Source organism: Nonomuraea sp. NPDC048892, from assembly GCF_040649735.1.
In the GTDB taxonomy this organism is placed as follows: Bacteria; Actinomycetota; Actinomycetes; order Streptosporangiales; family Streptosporangiaceae; genus Nonomuraea; species Nonomuraea maheshkhaliensis.
On record NZ_JBEZFZ010000028.1, the window covers coordinates 89,514 to 113,773 of the forward strand.

The 24,260-nt window shown below is 70.3% G+C and carries 24 protein-coding genes; 5 read left to right on the forward strand and 19 right to left on the reverse strand.

Features of this window, described 5'->3' with window-relative positions; all coding sequences use genetic code 11:
• Positions 1-72: 72 nt before the first annotated feature.
• The 3 genes from AB0C28_RS47125 to AB0C28_RS47135 all read right to left on the reverse strand — a co-directional run bounded on the left by AB0C28_RS47125 (position 73) and on the right by AB0C28_RS47135 (position 1,540).
• Positions 73-546 (reverse strand): Rieske 2Fe-2S domain-containing protein, encoded by a 474-nt coding sequence (locus AB0C28_RS47125; protein WP_358082667.1) that lies wholly within the window; start codon positions 544-546, stop codon positions 73-75.
• Between the two features lie 45 nt (positions 547-591).
• The gene (locus AB0C28_RS47130; RefSeq protein WP_346111459.1) at positions 592-1,047 is read right to left on the reverse strand and encodes a Rieske (2Fe-2S) protein; all 456 of its coding nucleotides are present in this window, start codon (positions 1,045-1,047) and stop codon (positions 592-594) included.
• A gap of 103 nt (positions 1,048-1,150) precedes the next feature.
• Positions 1,151-1,540: a Rieske (2Fe-2S) protein gene (locus tag AB0C28_RS47135; RefSeq protein WP_358082669.1), complete on the reverse strand. Its 390-nt coding sequence runs from the start codon at positions 1,538-1,540 to the stop codon at positions 1,151-1,153.
• Between the two features lie 269 nt (positions 1,541-1,809).
• Here AB0C28_RS47135 and AB0C28_RS47140 point away from each other — a divergent pair, with 269 nt between their 5' ends.
• Positions 1,810-2,463, forward strand: coding sequence for a DUF2306 domain-containing protein (locus AB0C28_RS47140; protein ID WP_358082672.1), 654 nt, complete (start codon positions 1,810-1,812; stop codon positions 2,461-2,463).
• 191 nt (positions 2,464-2,654) lie between these two features.
• Here the strand turns inward: AB0C28_RS47140 and uvrA are convergent, their stop codons facing one another.
• Positions 2,655-5,495, reverse strand: a complete 2,841-nt coding sequence (gene uvrA / locus AB0C28_RS47145; RefSeq protein ID WP_357854424.1) for an excinuclease ABC subunit UvrA — start codon at positions 5,493-5,495, stop codon at positions 2,655-2,657.
• 219 nt (positions 5,496-5,714) lie between these two features.
• Between uvrA and AB0C28_RS47150 the strand changes: the two genes are divergently transcribed.
• Both AB0C28_RS47150 and AB0C28_RS47155 read left to right on the forward strand, forming a co-directional pair.
• Positions 5,715-6,818 (forward strand): maleylpyruvate isomerase N-terminal domain-containing protein, encoded by a 1,104-nt coding sequence (locus AB0C28_RS47150; protein WP_358082675.1) that lies wholly within the window; start codon positions 5,715-5,717, stop codon positions 6,816-6,818.
• Entirely contained in the window at positions 6,815-7,471 is a 657-nt protein-coding gene (locus tag AB0C28_RS47155) for an MBL fold metallo-hydrolase (RefSeq protein ID WP_357854431.1), read from the forward strand. Before AB0C28_RS47150 ends, AB0C28_RS47155 begins: the two co-directional genes overlap by 4 nt.
• Before the next feature lie 148 nt (positions 7,472-7,619).
• Here AB0C28_RS47155 and AB0C28_RS47160 read toward each other — a convergent pair whose 3' ends face one another.
• From AB0C28_RS47160 to AB0C28_RS47220, 13 genes are all read right to left on the reverse strand, one after another.
• The gene (locus tag AB0C28_RS47160) at positions 7,620-7,895 is read right to left on the reverse strand and encodes a hypothetical protein (RefSeq protein ID WP_357854434.1); all 276 of its coding nucleotides are present in this window, start codon (positions 7,893-7,895) and stop codon (positions 7,620-7,622) included.
• A gap of 47 nt (positions 7,896-7,942) precedes the next feature.
• A complete protein-coding gene (gene pssA / locus AB0C28_RS47165; RefSeq protein WP_106251537.1) occupies positions 7,943-8,773 on the reverse strand; it encodes a CDP-diacylglycerol--serine O-phosphatidyltransferase in 831 nt (276 codons plus the stop codon).
• Positions 8,760-9,371 (reverse strand): phosphatidylserine decarboxylase, encoded by a 612-nt coding sequence (locus AB0C28_RS47170; protein ID WP_357854439.1) that lies wholly within the window; start codon positions 9,369-9,371, stop codon positions 8,760-8,762. Before AB0C28_RS47170 ends, pssA begins: the two co-directional genes overlap by 14 nt.
• A 138-nt stretch (positions 9,372-9,509) precedes the next feature.
• The gene (locus tag AB0C28_RS47175) at positions 9,510-10,493 is read right to left on the reverse strand and encodes a TerC family protein (RefSeq protein ID WP_358082677.1); all 984 of its coding nucleotides are present in this window, start codon (positions 10,491-10,493) and stop codon (positions 9,510-9,512) included.
• Between the two features lie 177 nt (positions 10,494-10,670).
• Positions 10,671-11,744: a glycosyltransferase family 4 protein gene (locus AB0C28_RS47180; RefSeq protein WP_358082680.1), complete on the reverse strand. Its 1,074-nt coding sequence runs from the start codon at positions 11,742-11,744 to the stop codon at positions 10,671-10,673.
• Positions 11,745-12,327: 583 nt separating this feature from the next.
• Complete coding sequence (locus AB0C28_RS47185) at positions 12,328-13,926, reverse strand: lipid II flippase MurJ (RefSeq protein ID WP_357854447.1); 1,599 nt, start codon at positions 13,924-13,926, stop codon at positions 12,328-12,330.
• 108 nt (positions 13,927-14,034) lie between these two features.
• Positions 14,035-14,898 (reverse strand): hypothetical protein, encoded by an 864-nt coding sequence (locus tag AB0C28_RS47190; RefSeq protein WP_358082683.1) that lies wholly within the window; start codon positions 14,896-14,898, stop codon positions 14,035-14,037.
• 1 nt (position 14,899) lies between these two features.
• Positions 14,900-15,877, reverse strand: coding sequence for a copper transporter (locus AB0C28_RS47195; RefSeq protein WP_358082686.1), 978 nt, complete (start codon positions 15,875-15,877; stop codon positions 14,900-14,902).
• Complete coding sequence (gene steA / locus AB0C28_RS47200; protein ID WP_346114753.1) at positions 15,874-17,070, reverse strand: putative cytokinetic ring protein SteA; 1,197 nt, start codon at positions 17,068-17,070, stop codon at positions 15,874-15,876. Before steA ends, AB0C28_RS47195 begins: the two co-directional genes overlap by 4 nt.
• A 73-nt stretch (positions 17,071-17,143) precedes the next feature.
• Positions 17,144-18,853: a DNA repair protein RecN gene (gene recN / locus AB0C28_RS47205; protein WP_357854457.1), complete on the reverse strand. Its 1,710-nt coding sequence runs from the start codon at positions 18,851-18,853 to the stop codon at positions 17,144-17,146.
• A 177-nt stretch (positions 18,854-19,030) separates the two neighbouring features.
• Entirely contained in the window at positions 19,031-19,930 is a 900-nt protein-coding gene (locus AB0C28_RS47210) for an NAD kinase (RefSeq protein WP_357854460.1), read from the reverse strand.
• Positions 19,927-20,742 carry a TlyA family RNA methyltransferase gene (locus AB0C28_RS47215; RefSeq protein ID WP_357854463.1) on the reverse strand — a complete coding sequence of 272 codons (816 nt, stop codon included), beginning with the start codon at positions 20,740-20,742 and terminating at the stop codon, positions 19,927-19,929. The genes AB0C28_RS47210 and AB0C28_RS47215 overlap by 4 nt, the downstream gene beginning before the upstream one ends.
• Positions 20,739-21,038: a hypothetical protein gene (locus AB0C28_RS47220; protein WP_357854467.1), complete on the reverse strand. Its 300-nt coding sequence runs from the start codon at positions 21,036-21,038 to the stop codon at positions 20,739-20,741. The genes AB0C28_RS47215 and AB0C28_RS47220 overlap by 4 nt, the downstream gene beginning before the upstream one ends.
• A 126-nt stretch (positions 21,039-21,164) precedes the next feature.
• Between AB0C28_RS47220 and AB0C28_RS47225 the strand changes: the two genes are divergently transcribed.
• Positions 21,165-21,512 carry an SCP2 sterol-binding domain-containing protein gene (locus AB0C28_RS47225; RefSeq protein ID WP_346114759.1) on the forward strand — a complete coding sequence of 116 codons (348 nt, stop codon included), beginning with the start codon at positions 21,165-21,167 and terminating at the stop codon, positions 21,510-21,512.
• Positions 21,513-21,753: 241 nt separating this feature from the next.
• Here AB0C28_RS47225 and AB0C28_RS47230 read toward each other — a convergent pair whose 3' ends face one another.
• Positions 21,754-22,725: an HAD-IIA family hydrolase gene (locus AB0C28_RS47230; RefSeq protein ID WP_358082689.1), complete on the reverse strand. Its 972-nt coding sequence runs from the start codon at positions 22,723-22,725 to the stop codon at positions 21,754-21,756.
• A 78-nt stretch (positions 22,726-22,803) separates the two neighbouring features.
• Between AB0C28_RS47230 and AB0C28_RS47235 the strand changes: the two genes are divergently transcribed.
• Positions 22,804-23,244 carry a TipAS antibiotic-recognition domain-containing protein gene (locus AB0C28_RS47235; RefSeq protein ID WP_358082691.1) on the forward strand — a complete coding sequence of 147 codons (441 nt, stop codon included), beginning with the start codon at positions 22,804-22,806 and terminating at the stop codon, positions 23,242-23,244.
• 483 nt (positions 23,245-23,727) lie between these two features.
• Here AB0C28_RS47235 and AB0C28_RS47240 read toward each other — a convergent pair whose 3' ends face one another.
• On the reverse strand, positions 23,728-24,150 hold the full coding sequence (locus AB0C28_RS47240) for a tetratricopeptide repeat protein (RefSeq protein ID WP_357854476.1): 423 nt from the start codon (positions 24,148-24,150) through the stop codon (positions 23,728-23,730).
• Positions 24,151-24,260: the final 110 nt, after the last annotated feature.

The following is a 24,260-nucleotide window of genomic DNA, read 5'->3' on the forward strand; positions in this document are numbered from 1 at the left end:
GTAGCCCGCACCGACAAGGTTGCCCGCCGTACTCTTCGCGATGGTACGGCGGGCACGCGCCAGAACGTCCGGCTATGCCAGCATGATCTGGTCGCCGTCGACCTTGATCTCCTGGGCCGCCAGCGGCTTGTCCGCCGGGCCCCCGGTGACGGAGCCGTCCGCGATGGCGAACTTGCTCCCGTGGCACGGGCACACGATCGCGCCGTCCTCGACGGAGCCGACCGGGCAGCCCTTGTGGGTGCAGAGTGCGCTGAAGGCCTTGAACTCGCCCTCGGTCGGCTGCGTCACCACGATCTTCTGGTCCTTGAAGACCGTGCCCCCGCCCACGGGGATGTCGGCGGTCTTGGCCAGCGCGCCACCGCCGTCGGCCGCCGGCGCGCTGGTCTCGGGTGCGCTGGACTCCGGTGCGGCGGGTGCGCTCGCGTCAGGGGTGGTGTTCGCCGTCGTCTCGGTGCCGCCGCCGCTGCACGCGCTGATCGCAAGCGCCAGGCCACCCGCTCCGACGCTTGCGAACACCGCCCTGCGGCTCTGAAGGTCATCTGCCATGCGCTCACCCAAACGTACACAGGTGAGAAATTCATGAGACGAATTTCAGGCGAGTCTAATCTTGTCGCCGTCGACCTCGATCTGCTTCTCCTCCAGCGGGTCACCCGCCGGACCGGCCGACACCGAGCCGTCCTCGATGCTGAACTTGCTCCCGTGGCACGGGCAGTTGATCGTCTTGTTCGAGACCGTGGCGACCAGACAGCCCTGATGGGTGCAGACCGCCGTGAAGCACTTGTACTCCCCCGCGGTCGGCTGCGTCACGACGAGCTTCTGCTTCTCGAAGACCTTCCCGCCTCCCTCCGGAATGTCGCTGACGTCCGCCAGCGCCTTCGGCTTGGAGTCGGCCTTCTTCTTCGGTGCGTCGGACGACGGCTCTTCGGCGGCCGGCTCCTCGTTCACTTCTGTCGTCGGCGAGCCGTAACTCGCACAGGCCGTCAGAACCGCCGCGAGCCCTGCGCTCCCGGCGCCGAACACCACTGTCCGACGCGTCGTTTCCGTCATGGTGTGTCCTCCCAGATTGTCTTTCACTTCAGGTACGGCCAGCGCCCTGGCGCCGGTTCAGCGTGCCCGAGGGCAATCCGGAGGACTACGCACTATTACCCGTTCAGGCGACCACGATCCCGTCGCCTTCGACCTTCACCTTGAACGAGGTCAGCGGCGCGGTCGCGGGACCCTTGGTGGCCTGCCCGGTATCGGCGGCGAACTCGCTGCCGTGGCAGGCGCACCTGATGACGTTGTCCGCGGGTGTGCCGACCTGGCAGCCCTGGTGGGTGCACACCGAACTGTAGGCCTTGTAGACGCCCTGCGTGGGCTGCGTCACCACGATCTTGAGGTCCTCGATCAGCTTGCCGCCGCCGACGGGCACGTCCGCCGTCTTGGCCAGGACCTTTCCCTTGAGGCTCGGCCTGGCCTGCGCGCCTTGCGAGCCGCACGCGGTCAGCGCCAGGCCGCACGCTGCGACCCCGGTCGCGCCCAGCAGTTCCCGACGCCCCAACCCGTTCCCGGACATGGCTCCGCCCCCGATCAGTGTCTCCGCGTGTTTCCGCGTGTGCCCGCGATGTGCCCGCGCTCCTGCGTTCGCCCCTGGAGCCGCGGTGATGACTCAGGACTTCACCTTATTGACGGCACCCGCCGGTCCTGTCAGCGGGTGGTAGGCCGGCGGTCAGCGGCCCACCCCAGGCTGCGTGCATGACGACTTCGACGACGCGTCCCTCTGTCCCTCCCGTTCAGGTGCCCAGGACCCGGTGGTGACGCCGGCCGTGGGTGGCGCCGCTGATGGTGGTGGCGGCCGCGTTCATCGCCTTCTCGCTGCCGCCGTACCTGTCGCTGGATCCTTCGCAGTCGCGCGTGCCCGCCCCTGACTTCTTCCCGCCGCACTTCGTGATGCTCTCGCTGCACGTGGTGTTCGGCTCGATCGCGATGATCACGTGCTGCCTGCAGATCTGGCCGTGGTTCCGCGCCCGCTACCCGCGGGCGCACCGGATGATCGGCCGCGTGTACGTGTTCGGCGGTTGCCTGCCGGCCGGCCTGCTGGGTCTGGTGGTGGGCCTGGCCACGCCGTTCGGGCCGGTGACGATGGCCAGTGACGTCACGCTGGCGCTGCTCTGGCTGGGTGTCACGGTGGCGGGATGGCGGATGGCCAGGCAGCGCAGGTTCGTCGATCACCGGCGGTGGATGGTGCGCAGCTTCGCGCTGACGATGTCCATCATCACCAACCGGATCTACAGCGTGCTGTTCGTGATCCTGCTGGAGCCGCAGCTGGAGACGACCTTCCTCGGTGACACGGGGCTGATGATCGCCACGGTGTCGGGGCTGGCGGCCTGGCTGGGCTGGGTGCTGCCGCTGCTGGTGGCCGAGTGGTGGCTGGAACGCGGCGACGCCGCCAAACGCCGCGCCCGCACCCGCCGCACCGCGTAGCACCGCGCCCGCCGCATAGCACCGCGCCCAGAGCCGCCGCACCGCGTAAACCCCAGCACCGTGCCCAGTGCTGCCGCGCCGCGTAGCTCCGAAGCCCGGCCCAAGCGTCGGGCCCGGAGCCGCCACGTCTGGTGACGCCGGAAGTCCCGCCCGTCGAACGTTTCGGCAGGCGGGATCTCCGGCGCCAGGGGTCAGAACTCGAGGATCTTGCGCAGGAAGCGCCCGGTGTGGCTCTCGTCCACCAGCGCGACCTCCTCGGGCGTGCCGCAGGCCACGAGCGTGCCGCCGCGTGAGCCGCCCTCGGGCCCCATGTCGATGATCCAGTCGGCGGTCTTGATGACGTCGAGGTTGTGCTCGATGACGATCACCGTGTTGCCGCCGTCGACCAGCCGCCCCAGCACGCCGAGCAACCGCCTGATGTCCTCGAAGTGCAGACCGGTGGTCGGCTCGTCGAGGACGTAGATGGTCCGCCCGGTCTGCCGCCGCTGCAGCTCGGAGGCCAGCTTGACCCGCTGTGCCTCGCCGCCGGACAGCGTGGTCGCCGGCTGCCCGAGCCGTACGTAACCGAGCCCCACGTCGTTGAGCGTCTGCAGGTGGCGCTTGATCGCGGGGATGGCGTCGAAGAAGCCGAGGGCCTCCTCGATCGGCATGTCGAGCACCTCGGCGATCGTCTTGCCCTTGTAGTGGACCTCCAGCGTCTCCCGGTTGTAGCGGGCGCCGTGGCACACCTCGCAGGGGACGTAGACGTCGGGCAGGAAGTTCATCTCGATCTTGATGGTGCCGTCGCCGGCGCACGCCTCGCAGCGCCCGCCCTTGACGTTGAAGCTGAAGCGCCCGGGCTGGTAGCCGCGCACCTTGGCCTCGGCCGTGGCCGCGAACAGCTTGCGCACGTGGTCGAAGACGCCGGTGTAGGTGGCCGGGTTGGAGCGCGGGGTGCGGCCGATCGGCGACTGGTCGACGTGGACGACCTTGTCGACCTGGTCCATGCCGTTGATCCGCGAGTGGCGGCCCGGCACCGTGCGCGCCCCGTTGAGCTCCTTGGCCAGGGCGTTGTAGAGGATGTCGTTGACCAGCGTCGACTTGCCCGACCCCGACACGCCGGTGACGGCGGTGAACATCCCCAGCGGGAACTCGATGTCGACGCCCTTGAGGTTGTGCTCGCGCGCGCCCTTGACCGTGATCTGCCGCTTCTTGTCGCGCTTGCGGCGCTTGGCAGGGATCGGGATGCTCCTGCGCCCCGACAGGTAGGCCCCCGTCAAGGACTCCTCGCTGGACAGGAGGTCCTGGACGGTGCCGGAGACGACGACCTGGCCGCCGTGCTCGCCCGCGCCGGGCCCGATGTCGACCACCCAGTCGGCCGCCGCGATCGTGTCCTCGTCGTGCTCGACCACGATCAGCGTGTTGCCCATGTCGCGCAGCCTGACCAGCGTGTCGAGCAGGCGCATGTTGTCGCGCTGGTGCAGGCCGATGGACGGCTCGTCGAGCACGTAGAGGACGCCGACCAGGCCGGAGCCGATCTGCGTGGCCAGCCTGATGCGCTGGGCCTCGCCACCGGCCAGGGTGGCGGCGGCGCGGTCCATGGTCAGGTAGTCGAGGCCGACGTCGAGCAGGAAGCCCATGCGGGCGTTGATCTCCTTGACCACCCGCTCGGCGATGTGCATGTCGCGGTCGGACAGCTTGAGCGCGGCCAGGAACTTGGCGCACTCGCCGATCGACATGGCCGCGACCTCGGCGATCGACTTCCCGGCCACCGTCACCGCCAAGGTGACCGGCTTGAGCCTGGCCCCCTTGCAGGCCGGGCACGGGATCTCGCGCATGTAGCCTTCGAACCGCTCACGGGCCGAGTCGCTCTCGGCCTCGGCGTGCCGGCGCTGCACCCACGGGATGACCCCGTCGAAGGTGGTGTAGTAGGAACGCTGGCGCCCGTAGCGGTTGCTGTAGCGGACGTGGACCTGCTCGTCGTGGCCGTACAGCAGCGACTTCTGCGCCTTCTTCGGCAGCTTCTCCCACGGCGTCTCCAGCGTGAACCCGACCGTGTGGCCGAGCGCCTCGATCAGCCTGGAGAAGTATTCGCTGGTGTGGCCGCCGGACCACGGGTGGATCGCGCCGTCGCCGAGCTCGCGCTCGGGGTCGGGCACCACCAGATCGGGGTCTACCTCCATCTTGGTGCCCAGACCGGTGCACTCAGGGCAGGCGCCGAACGGCGAGTTGAAGGAGAACGAGCGCGGCTCCATCTCCTCGAACGACAGGTCGTCGTAGGGGCAGTAGAGGTGCTCGGAGTAGAAGCGCTCGCGGTTGGGGTCGTCTTCGGGCAGGTCGACGAACTCCAGCGTGATCGTGCCGCCGGACAGCTGCAGCGCCGTCTCGACCGAGTCGGTGAGCCGGCGCCGCGCCGAGTCCTTCACCGACAGGCGGTCGACGATGACCTCGATGTCGTGCTTCTCGTACTTCTTCAGCGTCGGCGGCTCCTCCAGCCGCACGACGGTGCCGTCGACCCTGGCCCTGGCGAAGCCCTTGGTCTGCAGCTCGCGGAACAGCTCGGCGTATTCGCCCTTGCGGCCCCTGATGACCGGCGCGAGCACCTGGAACCTGGTGCCCTCCTCCAGGTCCATCACGCGGTCGACGATCTGCTGCGGCATCTGCCTGGCGATCGGGCGCGCGCACACCGGGCAGTGGGGCTTGCCGATGCGCGCCCACAGCAGCCTCAGGTAGTCGTAGACCTCGGTGATCGTGCCGACGGTCGAGCGCGGGTTTTTGCTGGTGGCCTTCTGGTCGATGGAGACCGCGGGCGACAGGCCCTCGATGAAGTCGACGTCGGGCTTGTCCATCTGGCCGAGGAACTGGCGGGCGTAGGCCGACAGCGACTCGACATAGCGCCGCTGGCCCTCAGCGAAGATCGTGTCGAAGGCCAGGCTCGACTTGCCCGAGCCGGACAGGCCGGTAAAGACGATCAGCGAGTCCCGCGGCAGATCCAGCGAGACGTCCTTGAGGTTGTGTTCTCGTGCACCACGCACGATCAGGCGGTCTGCCACGGCGATCCCGGAAGTCGAAAGGCGGATAGGTCCAACGGGCGATGGTAGACGGGGGCTCCGACAATTTCCGGCGGCCCGATCCTCGGCCAGTCGAAAATCCGTCTCTCACAGGTTACGGCCATCTCCCGCCTCGGCAGGAGTCCTTCCACATGGAACCGCTTGACCTGGGGTTTTATGCCCCGCCCGCCCCAGACACGATAGATGATGAAAAATCTAGACATGACCGTCCTCGCGGCGCTGCGGGCCGAGCTGGCCTCGGCGACCAACCAGTTGCTGGCCACGGCCGCCTCCCTCTCCGACGCCGACGTCCGCGCCCCTTCCCGCCTGCCCGGCTGGACCAGGGGGCACGTCATGGCCCACCTCGCCGCCAACGCCGACTCCTACGTCAGCCTGCTGGCCTGGGCGAGGACCGGTGTCCGCACCCCTCAGTACAGCTCGTACGAGTCCAGGGCGGCCGCCATCGAGGCCCACGCCCTCCAGCCGGCCGCCCAGCACTTGGCCCGCCTGGAGGACGGCGCCGCCCGCTTCGCCGCCGCCGTCCGGAACCTGCCGGACCGCGCCTGGTCCGCGCGGGTCGAGGGCCTGCGCCCACCACTCCATCCCGCCTGGTACGTCCTGGTACGCCGCCTGCGCGAGGTCGGCTTCCACCATGTGGACCTCGCCGCCGGCTACGGCCCTGCCGACTGGCCTGACCCGTTCGTCCGCCGCGAACTACACGACTGCCACACCACCTGGCCCCACGACCACAGCACGGTGAGCGAGATCATCCTCCTCACCCCACCCCCACCCCCACCCACACGTCCCGGTACGTCTTCCGCCACCCTCCTCACGGACGAACCCCCACCGACGCCACCTCCCAGCACACCCGCCGCCACACCCATCTCAGACGGACCTCCACCCCCGCATCCCGCCACACCCATCACGCACAGACCCCCACCCACACATCCCGGCACACCTGCCACACCCGCCGTCACCCCCGTCACAGACGGACCCTCACAACCCCCTCTTATGCGTCCCATGACGCCTGCCGCTCCTGTCATCCACCAGTCCTCGCCGGGCACTCCCCCGGTTACCACCCACCGGCCACTCGAGATCGTCGCCCGCTGGCGCGGCCTCGGCGACGGCCCTGCGGTCGCGGGCACGCCACGCGACATGCTGGCCTGGCTCACCGGCCGCTCCCGCGGTGAGGGCGTTAGTCTGTTGCCCGTGGGGCAGTCGTTCATGCCAGGCCCCGGAGGCGCGGGTCTGCCACCACCGCCGCCGTGGCTGACGATGCCGGCCCCCGCTGATCTGCCCGCGACGCCCCCGAAGGACTATCCATGACGTACACAGGCGACGTTCAGGTCGGCGGTCCCGCCGACGTGCGCGAGCTGCCCGCACTGACGATCTCCAAGCTCGCCGTCGGCCCGTACGACAACAACGCCTACCTGCTGCGTTGCACCGAGACCGGCGAGGGCCTGCTCATCGACGCCGCCGCCGACTCCGACCGGTTGCTCGCGCTGATGGGCGACCAGCCGGTCGGCACGATCGTCACCACCCATCAGCACGGCGACCACTGGCAGGCGCTTGAGCAGGTGGCCAAGGTGACCGGCGCCCGGCTGGTGGCCCATCCGCTCGACGCGCCCGCGCTCCCGCTGCCCGTGCATCGCACGGTCGAGCACGGCGACACGATCACGTTCGGCGAGGTCACCCTGGAGGTCATCCACCTGCGCGGCCACACGCCCGGCTCGATCGCCCTGCTGTACGACGGCGGCGAGGCCGGCCATCACCTGTTCACCGGCGACTCCCTGTTCCCCGGCGGCGTCGGCAACACCAACAAGGATCCCGAGCGGTTCGACCAGCTCTTCAACGACGTGGTGGAGCGCATCTTCGACCGCCTGCCCGACGAGACCTGGGTCTACCCGGGCCACGGCAAGGACACCACCCTCGGCGTCGAGCGCCCCGCCCTACCCGAGTGGCGAGCCAGAGGCTGGTAGACCGTGGCCGGCCGCCGTCTGGGCCGGCATCAGGCGCGCGACCGACGCGTCGCCATGTCACGGACGCGCGGCCTGGCGCGTGGTATGTGAAGAACGCGCCGCCGACGCGTGGCATGTCATGAACGGACGGCCGACGCGAGGTGGTGCGTCACGAGCGGGCGGCCAGCACGTGCACGATCCGCGCCGCCGCGAGGGCGGGCTCGTCGGCCAGGCCGACCAGCTCGCCCCACGACCAGCGGTAGAACCATCCGCCGGAGAGCGGCACACAGTCCACGGTCTCGGCCAGCATGAACGTGTCGGGATGGCTGATGCGCAGCGCGGGCGGATGGCTCCGCAGCAGGGCGGTCAGCCCGCGCTCTTCCAGCTCCGTGGCCAGCTTGCCGAGATAGTACGTGCGCGTGTGCTCGCGCGGCGTAGCCGACATGGCTCCATCAAAGCCGAAGTAAGACGAAAAATCCCGTCAGTGGCGCATCAGTGGCCGATTCGGATACGGGCGGCTTCCTTGCGCTGCTCGCGCTTGTAGAACAGCACCCGCAGCGGAATCGCGGCGACGAGCGCGATCTGCATGCTCGCCCCGATCTTGATCGGCAGGTCCCCGCCCTGCGGCCAGGCGACCCACACGGTCAGGAACGCCACGTTCACCATGATCCAGCCGAGGACGACCGCGGCGAGCTGCCCCTTCGGCTTGGGGTATTCGATCCGGCTGACCATCAGCCAGGCCACGCCGAGCACGGCCGCCAGCGACCAGACGCTCGGCTGGAAGAGCAGCACGATGGAGATCACGGTCATCGCGCCCATCGGGATGGGCAGCCCCATGAAGTCGCCGCTCTTGGTCTTGACGCAGGCGAACCTGGCCAGCCGTACGACACCGGCGACCAGCACGGCCGCCGCCGCCGCGAGCACCGCGGTGAACGGCACCTGCGGCGTGAACCCGCCCCAGATCACCACCATGAACGCGGGCGCGAACCCGAAGCTGATGACGTCGGCCAGGTTGTCCAGCTCGGCCCCCATCGCGGAGGCGCGGAAGCGCCTCGCCACGAGCCCGTCGAACAGGTCGCAGGTCGCGCCGATGAGCAGCAGCACGATGGCGGTGGCGAAGTAGCTGGGCTCGGGAGTGAAGCGCCCGCCGTCGACCTGGAGCTGCTGGATGGCGGAGTAGGCGAGGACGCACACCGCGAGGAACCCGCAGACGGCGTTGCCCAGGGACAGGGAGTCGGCGGCGGACAGGCGGAACGCCTTGCCCACGGGACCGCGCGGCTCTTCCTCGTCGGCCTGCCAGCTGCCGGCGTCAGCCGTGGTCAATTCTGGTCACCCCCGCAACCGTCTTGTCACCCACGGACACCGCGGGAGAGATCCCTTCGGGCAGGTAGAGGTCGACCCGGGAGCCGAGCCTGATGAGACCGATCCGCTCGGCCTGCTCCACCTTCGCCCCGGCGCTCAGATACGGCACGATCCTGCGCGCCACCGCGCCCGCGATCTGCACCATCTCGATGTCGCCCAGCGCGGTCTCGAAATGCCACACCACGCGCTCGTTCTGGTCGCTGTCCTTGTTGAACGCCGGCAGGAACCCACCTGCCACATGCTGCACGGAGGTGACATTTCCCGCAAGAGGGGCGCGGTTGACGTGCACGTTCAGCGGGTTCATGAAGATCGCGACCCTGGTGCGGCCGTCCGGCCACGGATCGATGCTCTGCACCACGCCGTCAGCGGGCGACAGAACCCGGCCGCGGCCGGGAGTGCGGTCGGGATCGCGGAAGAACCAGAGCATGCCACCGGTGAGCGCGCTCAGCGGCACCGCCGCGAGCGCCCATCGCCGGTTTCGGCGCGTCAGCAGAGCGGTGACGGCCGCCGTGGCCGCTGTCGGGAGAAGCCACGGGGAGACCCCTCGCGCGAGCCTCACGCGGCTCGGCTTAGCAGAATCGTCTGACACGAACAACCTTTGGTGGTGACTGGACTGGGCGCTTTGCCGTGATGTTACAGAACGAGCAACTATGACACGGCACAACTACACAAGCAAAGCGCCTCGAAGCCCATTTCGCTAGACCTGCTCCGAGTGCGTCTGCTCGCCCTTGCGCGCGTCCATGCGGGCCTTGATCAGGCTCGCCACAGTGGTGATGACCATGGTGGCGCCGATGACCGAGAGCGACACCCAGATGGGAATTTCGGGCGCCCAGGAGACATGGCTGGAGTGCAACGCCTCCAATACGAGCTTAACCCCGATGAACCCCAGGATGAACGCCAAACCATAGCTGATGTAGACGAGCCGCTGCAGCAGGCCGCCCAGGAGGAAGTAGAGCTGACGCAGCCCCATCAGGGCGAACGCGTTGGCCGTGAAGACGATGAAGGGGTCCTTGGTGAGCCCGAAGATCGCCGGAATCGAGTCGAGGGCGAACAGCAGGTCGGTGCTGCCGATGGCGACCATCACGATGAGCATGGGCGTGACCATGCGCCTGCCGTCGATCCGCACGGTGACCTTCGAGCCGACGTAGCCCTCGGTGGTCGGGAAGGCCCTGCGCACCCATCGGAGCAGGACGTTCTCGTTGAACTCCTCCTCCTCGCCCTTCAGGTGCTGGCGGACGAGGTTGACCGCCGTGTAGACGAGGAAGGCGCCGAAGACGTAGAACAGCCAGCTGAACCGCTCAAGAGCCGCTGCGCCGAGCGCGATGAACGCGCCGCGCATCACGAGCGCGAGCAGGATGCCGACGAGCAGCACCTTGTGCTGGTACATCTTGGGCACGGCGAACCGGCTCATGATGATGAAGAAGATGAACAGGTTGTCGACGCTCAGGCTGTATTCGGTGATGTAACCGGCGACGAACTCCCCGGCCCGGTCGGCTCCGGAGGTGTTCCACAACAACACGGCGAACGCCGCAGCGAGGGCGACGTAGAACGTCACCCAGTATCCGGCCTGCCGCATGGAGAATTCCCGGGCTTCTCCGCGGTCGACGATCCACAGGTCAACGGCGATGACGAGCAGAAGAGCGCCGATCACGGCGATCCAGGCCCACAGGGGTTCAGTCACAAAGACCCTCCGGCAGCATGCACGCTTCATTGCCGGAGGTCTCTCCCGCCCGCTCAAACCGCGGACCGGCAGCCCCGGGGGCCCCGTGGAGTGGGGCTGCACCGTGATGACGAGGCTGTCGCGAAGGGATACTCCCCTCCCTAACCCAGGCAGTATATGAGAACGGATCGGGCACGCCTAACCATCCCCGTCTCTCACTCCGCGGTACGCGGCCAGCACGCTCTCGACGACGTCGTCGTCATCCGGCATCTCCCGGCCCCGCCGCGCGGCCGCCTCGGCCAGCGTTTCCGCAGCTCGCGGGCTGGACAGCAGCTCCTGTACGGCCATACGCAACCCCTCCACGTCACCGTACGGAACCAGGATTCCGGCATCTCCCAAGATTTCCGGAATGCCCCCCACATTCGAGGCGATGGCCGGCGTCCCCGTCATGAGCGCCTCCCTCAGCGTGAGCGGTTGCCCCTCCCACCGGCTCGGCATCACCAGGGCCAGGGCGGCGCCGAGCAGGTCGGGCACGTCCTCCCGGTGACCCAGCAGCGTGACGGGCAGCCCTTCCCCGTCGATCCTGCGCCGCAGCTCCCCGCGCAGCGGCCCCTCCCCCGCCACCACGAACAGCGGCCGGGCGTCATGCCACGGCCCGGCGGCGACGTCGAGGAGCGTCTCCAAGCCCTTCTGCTGGGCCAATCTGGCGACGGTGAGCAGGATGGGCCGCTCGCCCGCGCCCAGTTCGTCCCTGACCTCCCGCGGCGTACGCTTCGGCGGCCGGGGCACCGGCGCCGTCACCAGGGCGGCCCGCACGTCACGGGCGCCGAGCCGGGTCATCCGCTGCGCCAGGTCGGGCGAGACGGTCAGCACGCGCCCCGCCCGGCGGGCCACGATCCGCTCCAGCACCCCGTAGGCCAGCCCGACGAACCCGCCGGCGGTGAGCGCGTTGTGCAGCGTCACGACCGGCCCCCGCCGCGCCAGCGCGGCCAGCGCCCCCGCCCGCAGCCCGTGGGCGTGCACCACGTCGGCGCCCCTGGTCAGCCGCCTGACGGCCAGCACGGCTCGCAGGTCGTTCACCGGATGCGGCCGATCGGAGACGGCCACCTCCGCGAACCTGGCCCCCGCGGCGCCGAAACCGAACTGTTCCTCGACACTCCCGGGCCCGATCACGACGACCTGGTGTCCCCGGCGTACGAGCTCCTCCACCAGCGTCAGGACATGCCGCCCCGTGCCTCCGGTCGTAGTGCCCAGCACGAAAGCCACCCGCACAACCCGCTCCCTCCTCAAGTCCACCACTCCCGACCCGACCAAGAACAGTCCGTCCCGCCCGAACCGCCGACCCGCCCGCCCGAACCTACGACCGTCCATCCATCCCGAACGAACCAACGACCCCGTCCGCCCTGAACGAACCAGCGATCCGTCCACCCCGAACGCCCCCCGACGATCCCACACAGACCGACCACTCACCCTCCCCGCACCAACCAACGACCAGCCGCCCGTCCCGAACACCACACCGCCCTATCCACCCTGAGCCAACCAACCCAACGATCCCGAGCGAACCGACCACCCGCCCTTTCGGACCACCCCAACCGCCCGTCGTATCCAGACCGACCAAGCGCTGGATCCGCTGCCCCCACCGACCCCACCAGCCCCACCCCAGCCCCACCCCAGCCCCACCAGCCCCGAAGGATCCCCCGCGACCCGCGCGACCCAAACCGATCCCTCCCAGCCTGCCCGCCTGCCCGCCTGCCCGCCCCAAGCGATCCCTCCGGCGCTGCCCGGGCCACCGTGCCCAGCCCCCTTGAGAGGTGGCCTCCCGTGCTCAGCCCGCTCATGAGGTGGCGTCCCGGGCTCAGCTCGGGCCACGCCGCCGCAGCAGCCCGACCACCGCGTCAGCATCCGCCCGATCCACCACCGCCACGACAGCAGCGCCGACGGCCAGTGCCACCACGGCGGCCAGGGCGGCGGAGGCGACGTTCGGCCACAGGCCGCTCGCCCCGAGCCACCCCACCACGCCGGCCCCGGCGAGCCACCCCAGCACCCCGCCGGCCAGCGCCGCGCCCACGGCCCTGCCCAGCCCCGCCGCGGCCGCGCGCCCCCGAGCCCGGATCACGGACCCGAGCAGCCACGCCCCGCCCACGCTCATGCCGACGCTCATGCCGAGCGCCATCCCGCCGATCTCCCACTGCTCGGGCAGCACGATCACGAACACGACCTGGGCCACCATGACCACACACCACCCGGCGACGGTGCCGGTGGCGGCCGCCCGCCCGTGGCCGGCCGCATAGAGCACCCGGCTGAGGTGCGCGATCAGCCCGTATCCCACCAGTCCCGGCGCGAACAGCGCGATCGCCGCCGCCAGCTCGGCGGGCGGCACGTCGCTCTTGTCGATCAGGAAGACCACCGCCCCCGGCCCTGACGCGGCGGCCAGCACCCCGGCGGCCAGCCCGGACACCAGCACCACGGCCCTGGTCGTGCGGGCCGAGAGCGCCGCGAAGGCCACCGGGTCGCCGGCCTGCGCGGACAGCCGGGGGAACGCGCTGGTGGCGATGGGCACGGCCAGCACGGCGTACGGCACCAGGTAGATCGCCCACGCGTAGTTGTAGACGGCGATGGCGCCGTTGCCGATCGCCTTGTTGGACAGCACCAGCACCACGATCATGGCCGCCTGCTGGGCGAGCAGCGCCGCGATGCCCGCGAGGGCGAGCCTGCGCACCCGCCCGGCCACCCCGTCGGGGAATCGTAAGGTGGGCCGCCAGCGCAGCCCGAGCCGCGCCACGGGCCCGAGCACGGTCAGTACCAGCGACAGCACTCCCAGGCTGGTGCCCACCGACAGCGCCAGCTCGGCCGGCTCGGGCAGCGTCGCGGGATCGACCACCCCGCCACTGAGCGGCACGAACAGCAGGTAGGCGACGATCACCACGATGCTGGAGACCAGGGGCGCGACGGCGGGCCCGGCGAAGCGCTTGTGCGACTGCAGTACGCCGTAGAGGACGGCGGCCACGCCGTACAGCGGGATCTGGGGGGCGAAGACGACCAGCATCCGGGCGGCCACGGCGGCCACGGCCGAGGTGTCCTGGCAGCCGTCGACGGCGGCGCCGACGAACAGCGCGATGACCGGCCCGGCCAGCAGCGCCATGAGCACGCTCACCGGGACGAGCACGACGATCACCCAGGTGAGCAGGGCCGAGCCGATCCGCCCCGCCCGCTCGCGCGAGAGGTCGCCGGCCAGCACGGGGACGACCATCCCGGCCAGCGCGCCGCCGACGACCAGCTCGAAGACGATGTTGGGGATCTGGTTGGCCGTCATGTAGGCGGTGGACAGGCAGTTGGTGCCGACGGTCCTGGCGAAGGCGTACTGCTTGGCGAAGCCCACGACGCGCGCCAGCACCGTGATGGCTCCGATGAGCATCGCGCCGCCCGCGACGCCCCGCGCCGTCACCACACCCACCCGGCCTCCTCAGCCCCGCCCCCGATAGCCCCGCTGCCGGCAGCCCCGCCGCCGATCACGCGTACGCAGACATCCTGGCAGGCCGGACCGACAATCGCGCCGAGCGGGTCACACGGTCTCGGCCGGGCGGCGGCCGAGCATGTCGATGCGGTTGAGCACGGGATTGCCCGCGATGACCTTGGTGAAGCTGACCTTCTCCGCGGCCGCGGTCAGCGCCACGACCGTGCCCAGCAGGACGTAGCGGCCCGGCTTGCCGAGCTTGGTGACGGCGGCGAGCCCGAGCAGCGCGCCCAGGGCGTTGGCGCCGGCGTCGCCGAGCATCGCGCGTTCGCCGAGGTCGTCGGGCAGCAGCGCGGCGGCGGCCCCGAGCGGGACGGCGGCCAGCGCCGCCGCGGCGGGCGAGCCGCGCAGGAGCGAGGCGGCCAGCAGCGGGCCGCCGGTCAGCAGGGCCACCTTGATGGCGCGGCCGGGGCGCAGGTCGAAGAGGTTGGCGAGGTTGGCGGTGCCGGCGATGGTGGCGCCGTTGACCAGGATGTCGGCGGGGCCCTGCGAGACGAGGGCGGCGGCGCCGAGGCCGGTGGCGCCGATGCCGAGGATCTTGATGGCACCGCTGGTGACCTCGCCGCGGCTCAGCGCGCTCAGGTGGCCTTTGAAGCCTTTGGAGGAGGTGGTGCCGTAGAGGTCGTCGTAGGCGCCGAGCGCGCCGCTTCCGGCTCCGGCCAGCAGCGCGGCGGCGCGTACGCGCGGGGTCAGGCCGGGCGCGAGCGCGGCGGCGGCAGTGGAGCCGGCCACGAACGCGGGGCCTTCGAGCAGCGTGATGGGCTCGCCGCGGTGGTTCTTCCTGGTCCAGCGGCCGCTCAGGTCGGCAGGGCGGTTGCGGGTGAACGCCACGTAGGCGGCCCGCGCCGCGGCGGCGCCGATCGCGGCACCGGCGAGGGCGTACAGCAGGCCACGGGCCCGGCTGGCTGGCATGTCAGCTCCCTGACGTTGCGGTGGGGGACGGGGTGGCGGACGTCTCCACGGGCATGGCGGCCGAGGCTCCCCTGCCCACGCCGTACTGGCCGGCGCGCCCGGCCAGTTGTTCGCGGAGAGAATAGACGACCACGACGCGCCCGAGGGGCATGTCGACGGTGTCCACGGTGGACACGCGCTTGGAGACCTCGCCCTCGTCGCGTACGGCGCTGATCGCGTCGCCGGGCAGGGCCGTGGTGGCGGCCATTCCGGCCAGCACCGTGCCCATGCCGCCGACGTCGAAGCCGTCGGCGACGGAGACGAGCGCGCCCACCTGGGCCTCGGCGCTCTCCCCCTCGTACGCCTTCTCCGGCGCGAACATGACCGCGAGCGTGGCCCGCTTGGTCACCTCGCCCTCGGTGCTGAGCAGGCCGCCGGTCTCGAACGTGCTGACGACGTCGGCGGCGGCGGTGTTAGGGGTGCCGCCCTGCGTCTGGTCGGTCGTGACCAGGGCGGAGGCCAGCAGCGTGGCGGCGCGATCCCAGCTGGTGGTGGTGGCGGGGAAGACCATGTTGACCGGCTTGAGCTGGTTGACCAGGCCGTCGAGCACGCCTATGCCCTTGGGGTCGAGGAACTTCTCGGTCAGCGTGACCCGGCCGGAGATCTCGGCCCCGGCCTGGTCGAGCACCTGCTGCACGGACTCGCGCGCGGCGGTGCTGGAGCCCGGCGTCTCGATCAGCAGCACCCGCTGACCGGCCAGGTCGCCCGACACCAGGTCGGGCGTCACGGAGGTGATGAAGCTGTCGTTGCCCGCCTCGCGGCCCTGCAGCGTGTCGATCTGGGCCCGCAGCTCCTCCTTCGTCTTGGTGAGCTGGGCCGTCAGCTCCTGGGCGGACTTGACCGCCGGCTCCTGCAGCAGCGTGGTGCCGAGCACGATCCCGACCGCGAGCGCCAGGAAGATCGCGACGATGGAGACGAGGTGGTAGCGAAAATCGATCACGAGAAAAGTCCGACCAACCAGAAGATGAATGCGTTCCAGACGTCCTGCAGCCCGTTGAGCCAGGTCTGACCGAGCGGCGACAGGAAGAGCGCGACCCCCATGGTGATCAGCGCCGTGATCACGAGCAGGAGCAGCTGGGACGTGGTGATGCGGCTGCGGTAGAGCCTGCTGACGCCCTTGGCGTCGATGAGCTTGCTGCCGATGATCAGCCGGGTGAGGAAGGTGCTGGCCATGCCGGAGCGGCCCTTGTCGAGAAACTCCTCCAGAGTGCCGTGGGTGCCCACCGCGACGATCAGCTCGGCGCCCTTGTCGTCGGCCAGCAGCATCGCGATGTCCTCGCTGGTGCCGGTGGCGGGGAAGATGACCGCTTCCCTGCCGAGCTGGTGCACCCGCTCGAGGCCGGGCGCCCTGCCGTCGCGGTAGGCGTGTACGACGAGCTCGGCGCCGCAGGTCAGGGCCTTGGTGGAGACCGAGTCGAAGTCGCCGACGATCACGTCGGGCAGGTAGCCGGCCTCCAGCAGCGCGTCGGCGCCGCCGTCGACCCCGACGAGTACCGGACGGTATTCGCGGATGTAGGGGCGCAGCGTGGCGATGTCTTCTTTGTAGTGATAACCGCGCACCACGATGAGGACGTGCCTGCCCTCCATGGGCGTGCGGATCTCGGGTACGCCGACACCGTCGATGAGCAGCTTGCCCTCACCGCGGACGTATTCCATCGTGTTGACGGCGAACGCCTCGATCTGCACGGCCAGACCGGCGCGCGCCTCGGCCATGGCCGACTCGACGGCCTCCGGGGTCTGCTCCTCGCCCTTGCCGACCACGTCGTCGTCGAGGTAGACGACGCCGTCGCAGACGCGTACGACATCACCGTCTTTGACCCGTTCGAACAACTCCTGGTTGGCGTTGTCGACGAACGGCACCCCGGCGTCGAGCAGAATCTGAGGCCCCAGGTTGGGATAGCGGCCGCTGATGCCGCTGGCCACGTTGACCACGGCCGAAGCACCGCATGCGACAAGAGCCTCCGCGCTGACCCGGTCAACGTCAACATGGTCGATAATCGCTATTTCCCCGGGCTGGAGGCGTTTTGTCAGCCTCTTGGTCCGCCGGTCGATTCTCGCCACTGCCGTTACACCGGGAAGGTCTCCGACCTTCCTCCCGCGGAGGCCCGGCATCCTGCTTCCCGGAACCTTCATCAAGACCATCCTGCCAGAGGGAAACAGCGCGGAGGCCACGCATGACGCGGCGTGTCCGCTATGTCACCCAGGATCACCTGTCGGCCGCCGCCAGCCCGAGCAGTTCTTCGGCGTGTGCCCGGCCGAGCTCGGAGTCCTCCAGGCCGGCCAGCATCCGGGACAGCTCGCGTACCCGGCCCTCGTGGTTGAGCGTGACGACGCCGCTGCGCACGACGCTGCCGTCGCTCGCCTTCTCGACCACGAGATGCTGGTCGGCGAAGGCCGCGACCTGCGGCAGGTGCGTGACGACGATCACCTGTGCGGTGCGGGCGAGCCGGGCCAGCCTGCGCCCGATCTCGACCGCGGCCTTCCCGCCGACCCCCGCGTCGACCTCGTCGAACACGAACGTCGGCACGGGATCGGCGCCGGCGAAGACCACTTCGATGGCGAGCATCACCCGGCTCAGCTCACCGCCCGAGGCGCCCTTGTTGAGCGGCAGCGGCGGCGCGGCCGGATGGGCGGCCATCCGCAGCTCCACCTCGTCGCGGCCCTCGGGGCCGAACTCCGGGCTCTGGCTCAGCTGGACCACGACCTTGGCGTGCGGCATCGCCAGCGCGGTCAGCTCGTCGGTCACCGCCTGGCCGAACCGCTCGGCGGCGGCCTGACGGACGGCGGTGAGCTCGTCGGCCAGGTCGGTGAGCCGGGTGGTCAGCTCCTCGTATTCGCGGGTGAGCTCGTCGATGCGCTCGTCGTCGCCCTCCAGCTCGGCCAGGCGGGCGGACGAGCGCTGCGCCCACGCCAGCACTCCCGCGCTGTCCTCGGCGTATTTACGGATCAGGCCGGACAGCACCGACCGGCGTTCCTGGACGGCGGCCAGCCGCGCCGGATCGGCCTCGATCGACTCCGCGTACGCCGCCAGGTCGGTGGCCACGTCGGAGATCAGGTAGCCCGCCTCGGCCAGCCGGTCGGCCACCCCGGCGAGCTGAGTGTCGAAGTCGCGCACGGCCTCCACGGCCGCGCGGGCCTCGCCCAGCAGCGAGATCACGTCGTGAGGGCCGCCCGCGGCCTCCATCGGGTCGCCGAGCAACGCCGTGTGGGCGGTGGTCGCGGCGCTGCGCAGCGCGTCGGCGTGCGAGAGCCGCTCCTCCTCGCTGCGCAGCTCGACGTCCTCGCCCGGCTTGGGATCGACCTTCTCGATCTCTTCGAGCCCGAAGCGCAGCAGGTCGGCCTCCTGCGCCCGCTCCCTGGCCCTGGTGGTCAGCTCTTCGAGCTGCGCGCCCACCTTCTTGTGCCGCTTGTAGGCCTGGGAGTAGGCGCGCAGCGGCTTGACCAGCTCGTTGCCGGCGTAGCGGTCGAGCGCCGCCCGCTGCCTGGCCGGCTGCAGCAGCCGCTGCTGGTCCATCTGCCCGTGCACGGCGACCAGGTCGTCGGCGAGGTAGGTGAGCGTGCCCACGGGAACCGTGCGCCCGCCGAGCCACGCCCTGGACCTGCCCTCGGCCGAGACGGTGCGGGAGATGATCAGCTCGCCGTCGTCGGCCGCGCCGCCGATGTCCTCGACCTGCTGGGCGACGCGCCCGCCCGGCTCGATGACGAGCGTGCCCTCGACCGAGGCCCGGTCGGCTCCCGGCCGGACCCGCGAAGGGTCGGCCCGGCCGCCGAACAGCAGGCCGAGCCCGGTGACGACCATCGTCTTGCCCGCACCCGTCTCGCCGGTGACCACGTTGAAGCCAGGCGAAAGCTCGAGCACGGCCTCGTCGATGACGCCGAGCCCCTGGATGCGGACCTCCTCGACCCTTGGTCGCACTGCCCACTCCCGTTCACTGCCGTGTCCGACGCCGCCTGAGGCGTTTCATCATGCCCACGTGATCCTACGCGCTCCGCCTTCCATTCACTCAGGCCATTCACTCAGGGACGAACCCTTCGGCCCTCCCCAGGCCGTTCGCTCAGGGGCGAACCCTTCCGTCCTCCTCAGCCCATTCACTCAAGGACGAACCCTTCCGCGCCACCCCTGGACAGGAAGCTCGAACTTGGCGACCAGCCTGTCGGTGAACGGCGCGCCGGTGCTCTCCACCCCGTGCAGCCGCGCCAGCCGTACGGGCTCGGCGCCCTTGCGGACCTCGATCCGCGTCCCGGACGGCAGCTCGAACCTGCGCCGCCCGTCGCACCACAGCACGCCCCCGGGGGTGTCGGGCAGGATCTCGACGGCCAGCGTGGAGCGCGGCGAGACCACCAGTGGCTTGGCGAACAGCGCGTGCGCGCTGATGGGCACCATGAGCAGCGCCTCGACCTCCGGCCAGACGACGGGGCCGCCCGCGGAGAAGGCGTAGGCGGTCGAGCCCGTCGGAGTGGCGCAGATCACCCCGTCGCAGCCCCATCTGGACAGCGGCCGCCCGTCGATCTCCGCGACGACCTCCAGCATGCGTTCCTGCTTCTCGACGGTGACCTCGTTGAGCGCCCAGGTGTCGGCCAGCACGCGGCCGTTCTGCCGGGCGAGAACATCGATGGTCATCCGCTCCTCGACGTCGTACCGGCCGGCCACGACGCTGTCGACGGCCGCGGCGAGATCGGCGACCTCGGCCTCGGCCAGGAACCCGACATGACCGAGGTTGACGCCCAGCAGTGGCGTGCCGGTGGGCCTGGCCAGCTCGGCGGCGCGCAGCAGCGACCCGTCGCCGCCGAGCACGATCATGACCTCGGCGTCCTTGGCCGCGCCCGGGTCGGCGGGCACCGCCTCGGCCACGCCGCAGCCGATCTCGCCTGCCTCGGCGTCCAGCACCTTGACGTTGATGCCCGCGTCGACCAGCCGGTTGATCACCAACCGGGCGCTGTCGATGGCGGCGCCGCGCCCGGTGTGCACGGCGACCAGCACAGTCCGTTTCATTGCGGCCCTTCCGCGACGGCCCGCTCGATCTCGGCGTCGAGGTCGGCGACCTGCGGCTCGCCTGCCCCCTTGCCCAGCCAGAGCAGATATTCCACATTTCCCGACGGTCCGGGCAGCGGGCTCGCGGTCACACCGCGCACACTCAGCCCCAGCTCCGTCGCCTTGGCCGCGGCGTCGCGGACCGAACGCGCCCGCAGCGCGGGATCGCGCACGACCCCGCCCGCCCCGACCAGATCCTTGCCCACCTCGAACTGAGGCTTCACCAACATCACGAAATCCGCCGCGGGCGCGGCCACCGCCGCCAGCGCGGGCAGCACGAGCCGCAGCGAGATGAACGACAGGTCGCCCACCACCAGCGTGGGCGGCTCCTCGCCGACCATCTCGGGGGTGAGGTCGCGTACGTTGACCCGCTCCATGACGGTCACCCGCTCGTCGTTGCGCAACGACCAGGCCAGCTGCCCGTAGCCGACGTCCACCGCCAGCACGTGGGCGGCGCCGCGGCGCAGCAGCACGTCGGTGAACCCGCCGGTGGAGGCGCCCGCGTCGAGGCAGCGGCGGCCCTCCACCTTCAGGGTCTCGAACGTGTCCAGCGCGCCGAGCAGCTTGTGCGCTCCGCGCGAAACGTAGTCGGGCCCCTCGTCCGAGGTGGCCACGACGATGGCGGAGGCGGTGTCGACCTGGGTGGCGGCCTTCTGTGCCCGCTGCCCGCCGACGCTGACCCGGCCGGCCTCGATGAGCTGGACGGCCTGTTCGCGCGATCTGGCCATGCCGCGGCGTACGAGCTCGCTGTCGAGCCGGATCCTGCGGCTCACGGGCGTCCCACGGCCCGCTCGCCCGCCAACCACCCACCGGGGCGCGGCCGCTCACCCGGCGTCGGCCCACCCGGCATCGGCCCATCCGGCATCGGTTCGCTCGGCGAGGGTCGTCCGTCCGGCGAGGGCTGGTCCGCCGTCGGCTCGTCCACGGCCGCGAGCGTGCTCTCCAGCCCCGAGAACGCCTCGTCGAAGAGCGCGACGTGCTCACTCACGGGCAGCTCGCCCAGCCCGCCGAGGCGCGCCACGATGGCGTCGACCCGCTCGTCGCCGGTCTCCTCCGGCAGCTCACTCATGACTCGACCGTAACGCCTCCCGGGAGGTGCCGGGACCTTGGCAGGCGTGTCACACGTTGAAGCCCATACGGGGGTGCTACTGATGTGGAACGCTACCGTCCGCAAAGGGAAGAAAGGATACGCATCATGGCAAGCGTCGAGGACTGCCGGGCGGCACTGACCAAGCTCGTGGCCCAGTTCGACGAGATCGACGAGGCGGACCGGGCCAAGCACGTGGTCGAGCGCACGGTCAGCTGCCGGGTGTCCGACCTCGACGTGATCTTCTACGGGCGGCTGCACCACGGGGGGCTGGACCCGTTCACCGAGCAACCGCCCGCGGACGGCAAGGCCGCCGACGTCAAGCTCACGATCGTGAGCGACGATTTGATCGCGCTGGTCGACGGGGAATTGGACCTGGCCAGAGCACTGCTCGGGGGACGGGTGAAGATCGACGCCAGCTTCGGCGACCTTCTCCGCCTCCGCAGACTCCTCTGAACGCCACCCCCAGCCGCCCGCGCACACCGCCAGGAACAGCAGACCACGCAGGCCCTGGCAGCAGCGGGCTCCCCAGGCCACGAGCACCAATCGGCCGCCCAGGCCGCGGCACTTGGAGTGCCGCACAGATCCTGGCACCAGGAGGAGGCGCAGGCGGCGACCACCGAGGGCACACACGCAGTAGCACTGACCACCCCCAGCACTAGCTACCCAACCGCGTGGAGCGGTCAGGAACGGTCTCTCAGCCGATGCGGTCGAGCACCGGTTTGACCGCATCCTCCTCCGCCCGCCCATCCCCGGCCGCCGCCCAGGCGGCGTCGCAGGCGGCCCTCAGCCCGTCGATCCTGCTGCCCTCCCCCTCCAGGAACAGGACCCCCTCCCGCCACCGGGCCCGCCATCCTCCGCAGGCACCGTCACGCACCTCCGGATAGGGCCGCAACAAAGCCCCCAGGTCCTCTCCGATGTACGTAGGCCGGTGCCTGGGCTCAGCCGTCAGCGCGTCGGCGGGCGTGGCGACCCCGGTCAGCACCAGCAGGCTCTCCACCCCTGCGTTGGTCGCCCCTTCGATGTCGGTGTCGAGCCGGTCCCCGACGACGAGCGGCCTGCGCGCCCCCGTACGGATCATCGACTCCCGGTGCAGCGGCGGTTCGGGCTTGCCCGCGTAGACGGGCTCGACGCCGGTGGCGGCGGCGATCACCCGTACCATCGCGCCGTTCCCCGGCAGCTCACCACGCTGGGTCGGCATCGTGCTGTCACCGTTCGACGCCACGAACAGCGCCCCGTGCCGCACCGCCAGCGCACCCTCCGACAGCAGCCCGTACGACAGCCCCGGGGCGATCCCCTGCACCACGGCGGCCGGCGACTCGACGGCCGTCGAAACCGGCCGCAGCCCCTGATCGCGCACCGCCAGGCGCAGTCCGGAGCCGCCGACCACGAGCACGTTCGCGCCCGGCGGAACCCGTTCGGCGATCAGCCGGGCGGCGGCCTGCGCCGAGGTCACCACGTCGCCGGCCTCGGCGGGCGCGCCCAGCTCGCGCAGGTGCGCGGCGATGGCGGACGGGGTACGGGAGGCGTTGTTGGTCACGTACGCCAGCCGCGCGCCGCGCCGCTGCGCCTCCTCCAGCGCCTCCGGCGCCCCGGGCACCGCGTGGCTGCCGAGATAGACCACGCCGTCGAGGTCGAGCAGCAGGGTGTCATAGCCGTCGATCAGCACAGGGCCTCTTCCCGTTTGACTCTCACGCTGCGTGAGACTTTAGCGTCCTCCCCATATTCGCCTGAGGAAGGGATGACCATGTCCGCACCACTCGACCTGACCCCGCAGGAGCGCGAGGAACTGTTCGGCGGCTTCGACCCCGACGAACACGCGGCCGAGGCCGAGCAGCGCTGGGGCGGCACCCAGGCCTGGGCAGACGCCATGCGGCGCTCGTCGGCGTACACGAAGCAGGACTGGCAGCGTTTCATGGCGGAGGCGGGCGACCTCAGTTCGCGCATGGCGGACGCGATGCGCTCGGGCGCTCCGGCGGACGGCGAGCTCGCCATGGCCTTGGCGGAGGAACATCGGGCCCACATCACCCGCTGGTGCTACGACTGCACGTACGAGATCCACCGCGGGCTCGGCGACATGTACGTCAACGACCCCCGCTTCACCGCCTCCATAGACGCCACAGCTCCCGGCCTGGCCGCGTATTACCAAGCCGCCATAACCGCCAACGCCGACCACCACACCACCTGACACCAAGCCAACAGACGCCCGTAAAACCCCCGCCCGCCCTGCAGACCCACCCCGAACGAAACGCCATGCCCGGACGTACAAGCCGGCCCCGCCGAAAGGGCAGTCGGAACAGAAGAACGCCTCCGAACAAGAAGGGCACCCCGAACGAGAGAACAGCCCAGACCTGAACAGAGAGCCACAAGCGCAAGGAGCCCCACTGAAAGATCACCAGCGCAAACTACTGAGACACGACCAACGGGCCAACCCATGCACCCACCCGAGCGCCGCGCAACGATCACCCGAGAACTGAATCAAAACAGTCGAGGAGTCACTCAACAAGCGGACCGCCTGGGCGGCGGGCCGCACGCTGCTCACCGCCGCCCAAGAACCCGTGCGGGAAGCCACTCAACGAGTAGCCGGGAACCTGGACGGACCTGCAACAACCAACCTGAGCGAGGGATTATCAGGCCGGGACGGAAAGCGGGGCGGATGGCGGCCCGGCGATCACATCTCCCGCCGTGCCCGCAACGTCGCCCGCACACTCTTCAAAGCCGACACATAATGCCGCTCATCCGGCCGCATGGCCACCGCGATCGCCAGCGGTTCCTGCGCCCCTTCCACATCCCCCGTCCGCCACAACGCCAGCCCAAGCCCGAAATAGGCATAATCCTCGGCCGGATTCGCATCCACGATCTGCCGGAAGCTGGCCGCCGCCTCGGCATACTGCCGGGAGTTGAACTGCGCCCGGGCCAGTGCCTCAAGAATGCTGCGCGATTCGGGCTCCACGGCAGCGGCCCGTTCGAGCAGGGCCGCGGCAGCCGCCGGACTCCCTTCCTTCAGCAAGCGGACACCACGCTGATACCAGTCATAAACACCACCCAGGGGAGCGCCGGGGTTCTCATCATGAACGTTTCCCTCGTGAGCCATGTGTGGGGACTCCTTCATCGCTGTACGGCTTCCCCCGCTCCGCCCTGACGCGGAACGGGCACGACTGCGACCATGGGGCGACTTCCGGAAGGTTTAAGCACTTATGGCAG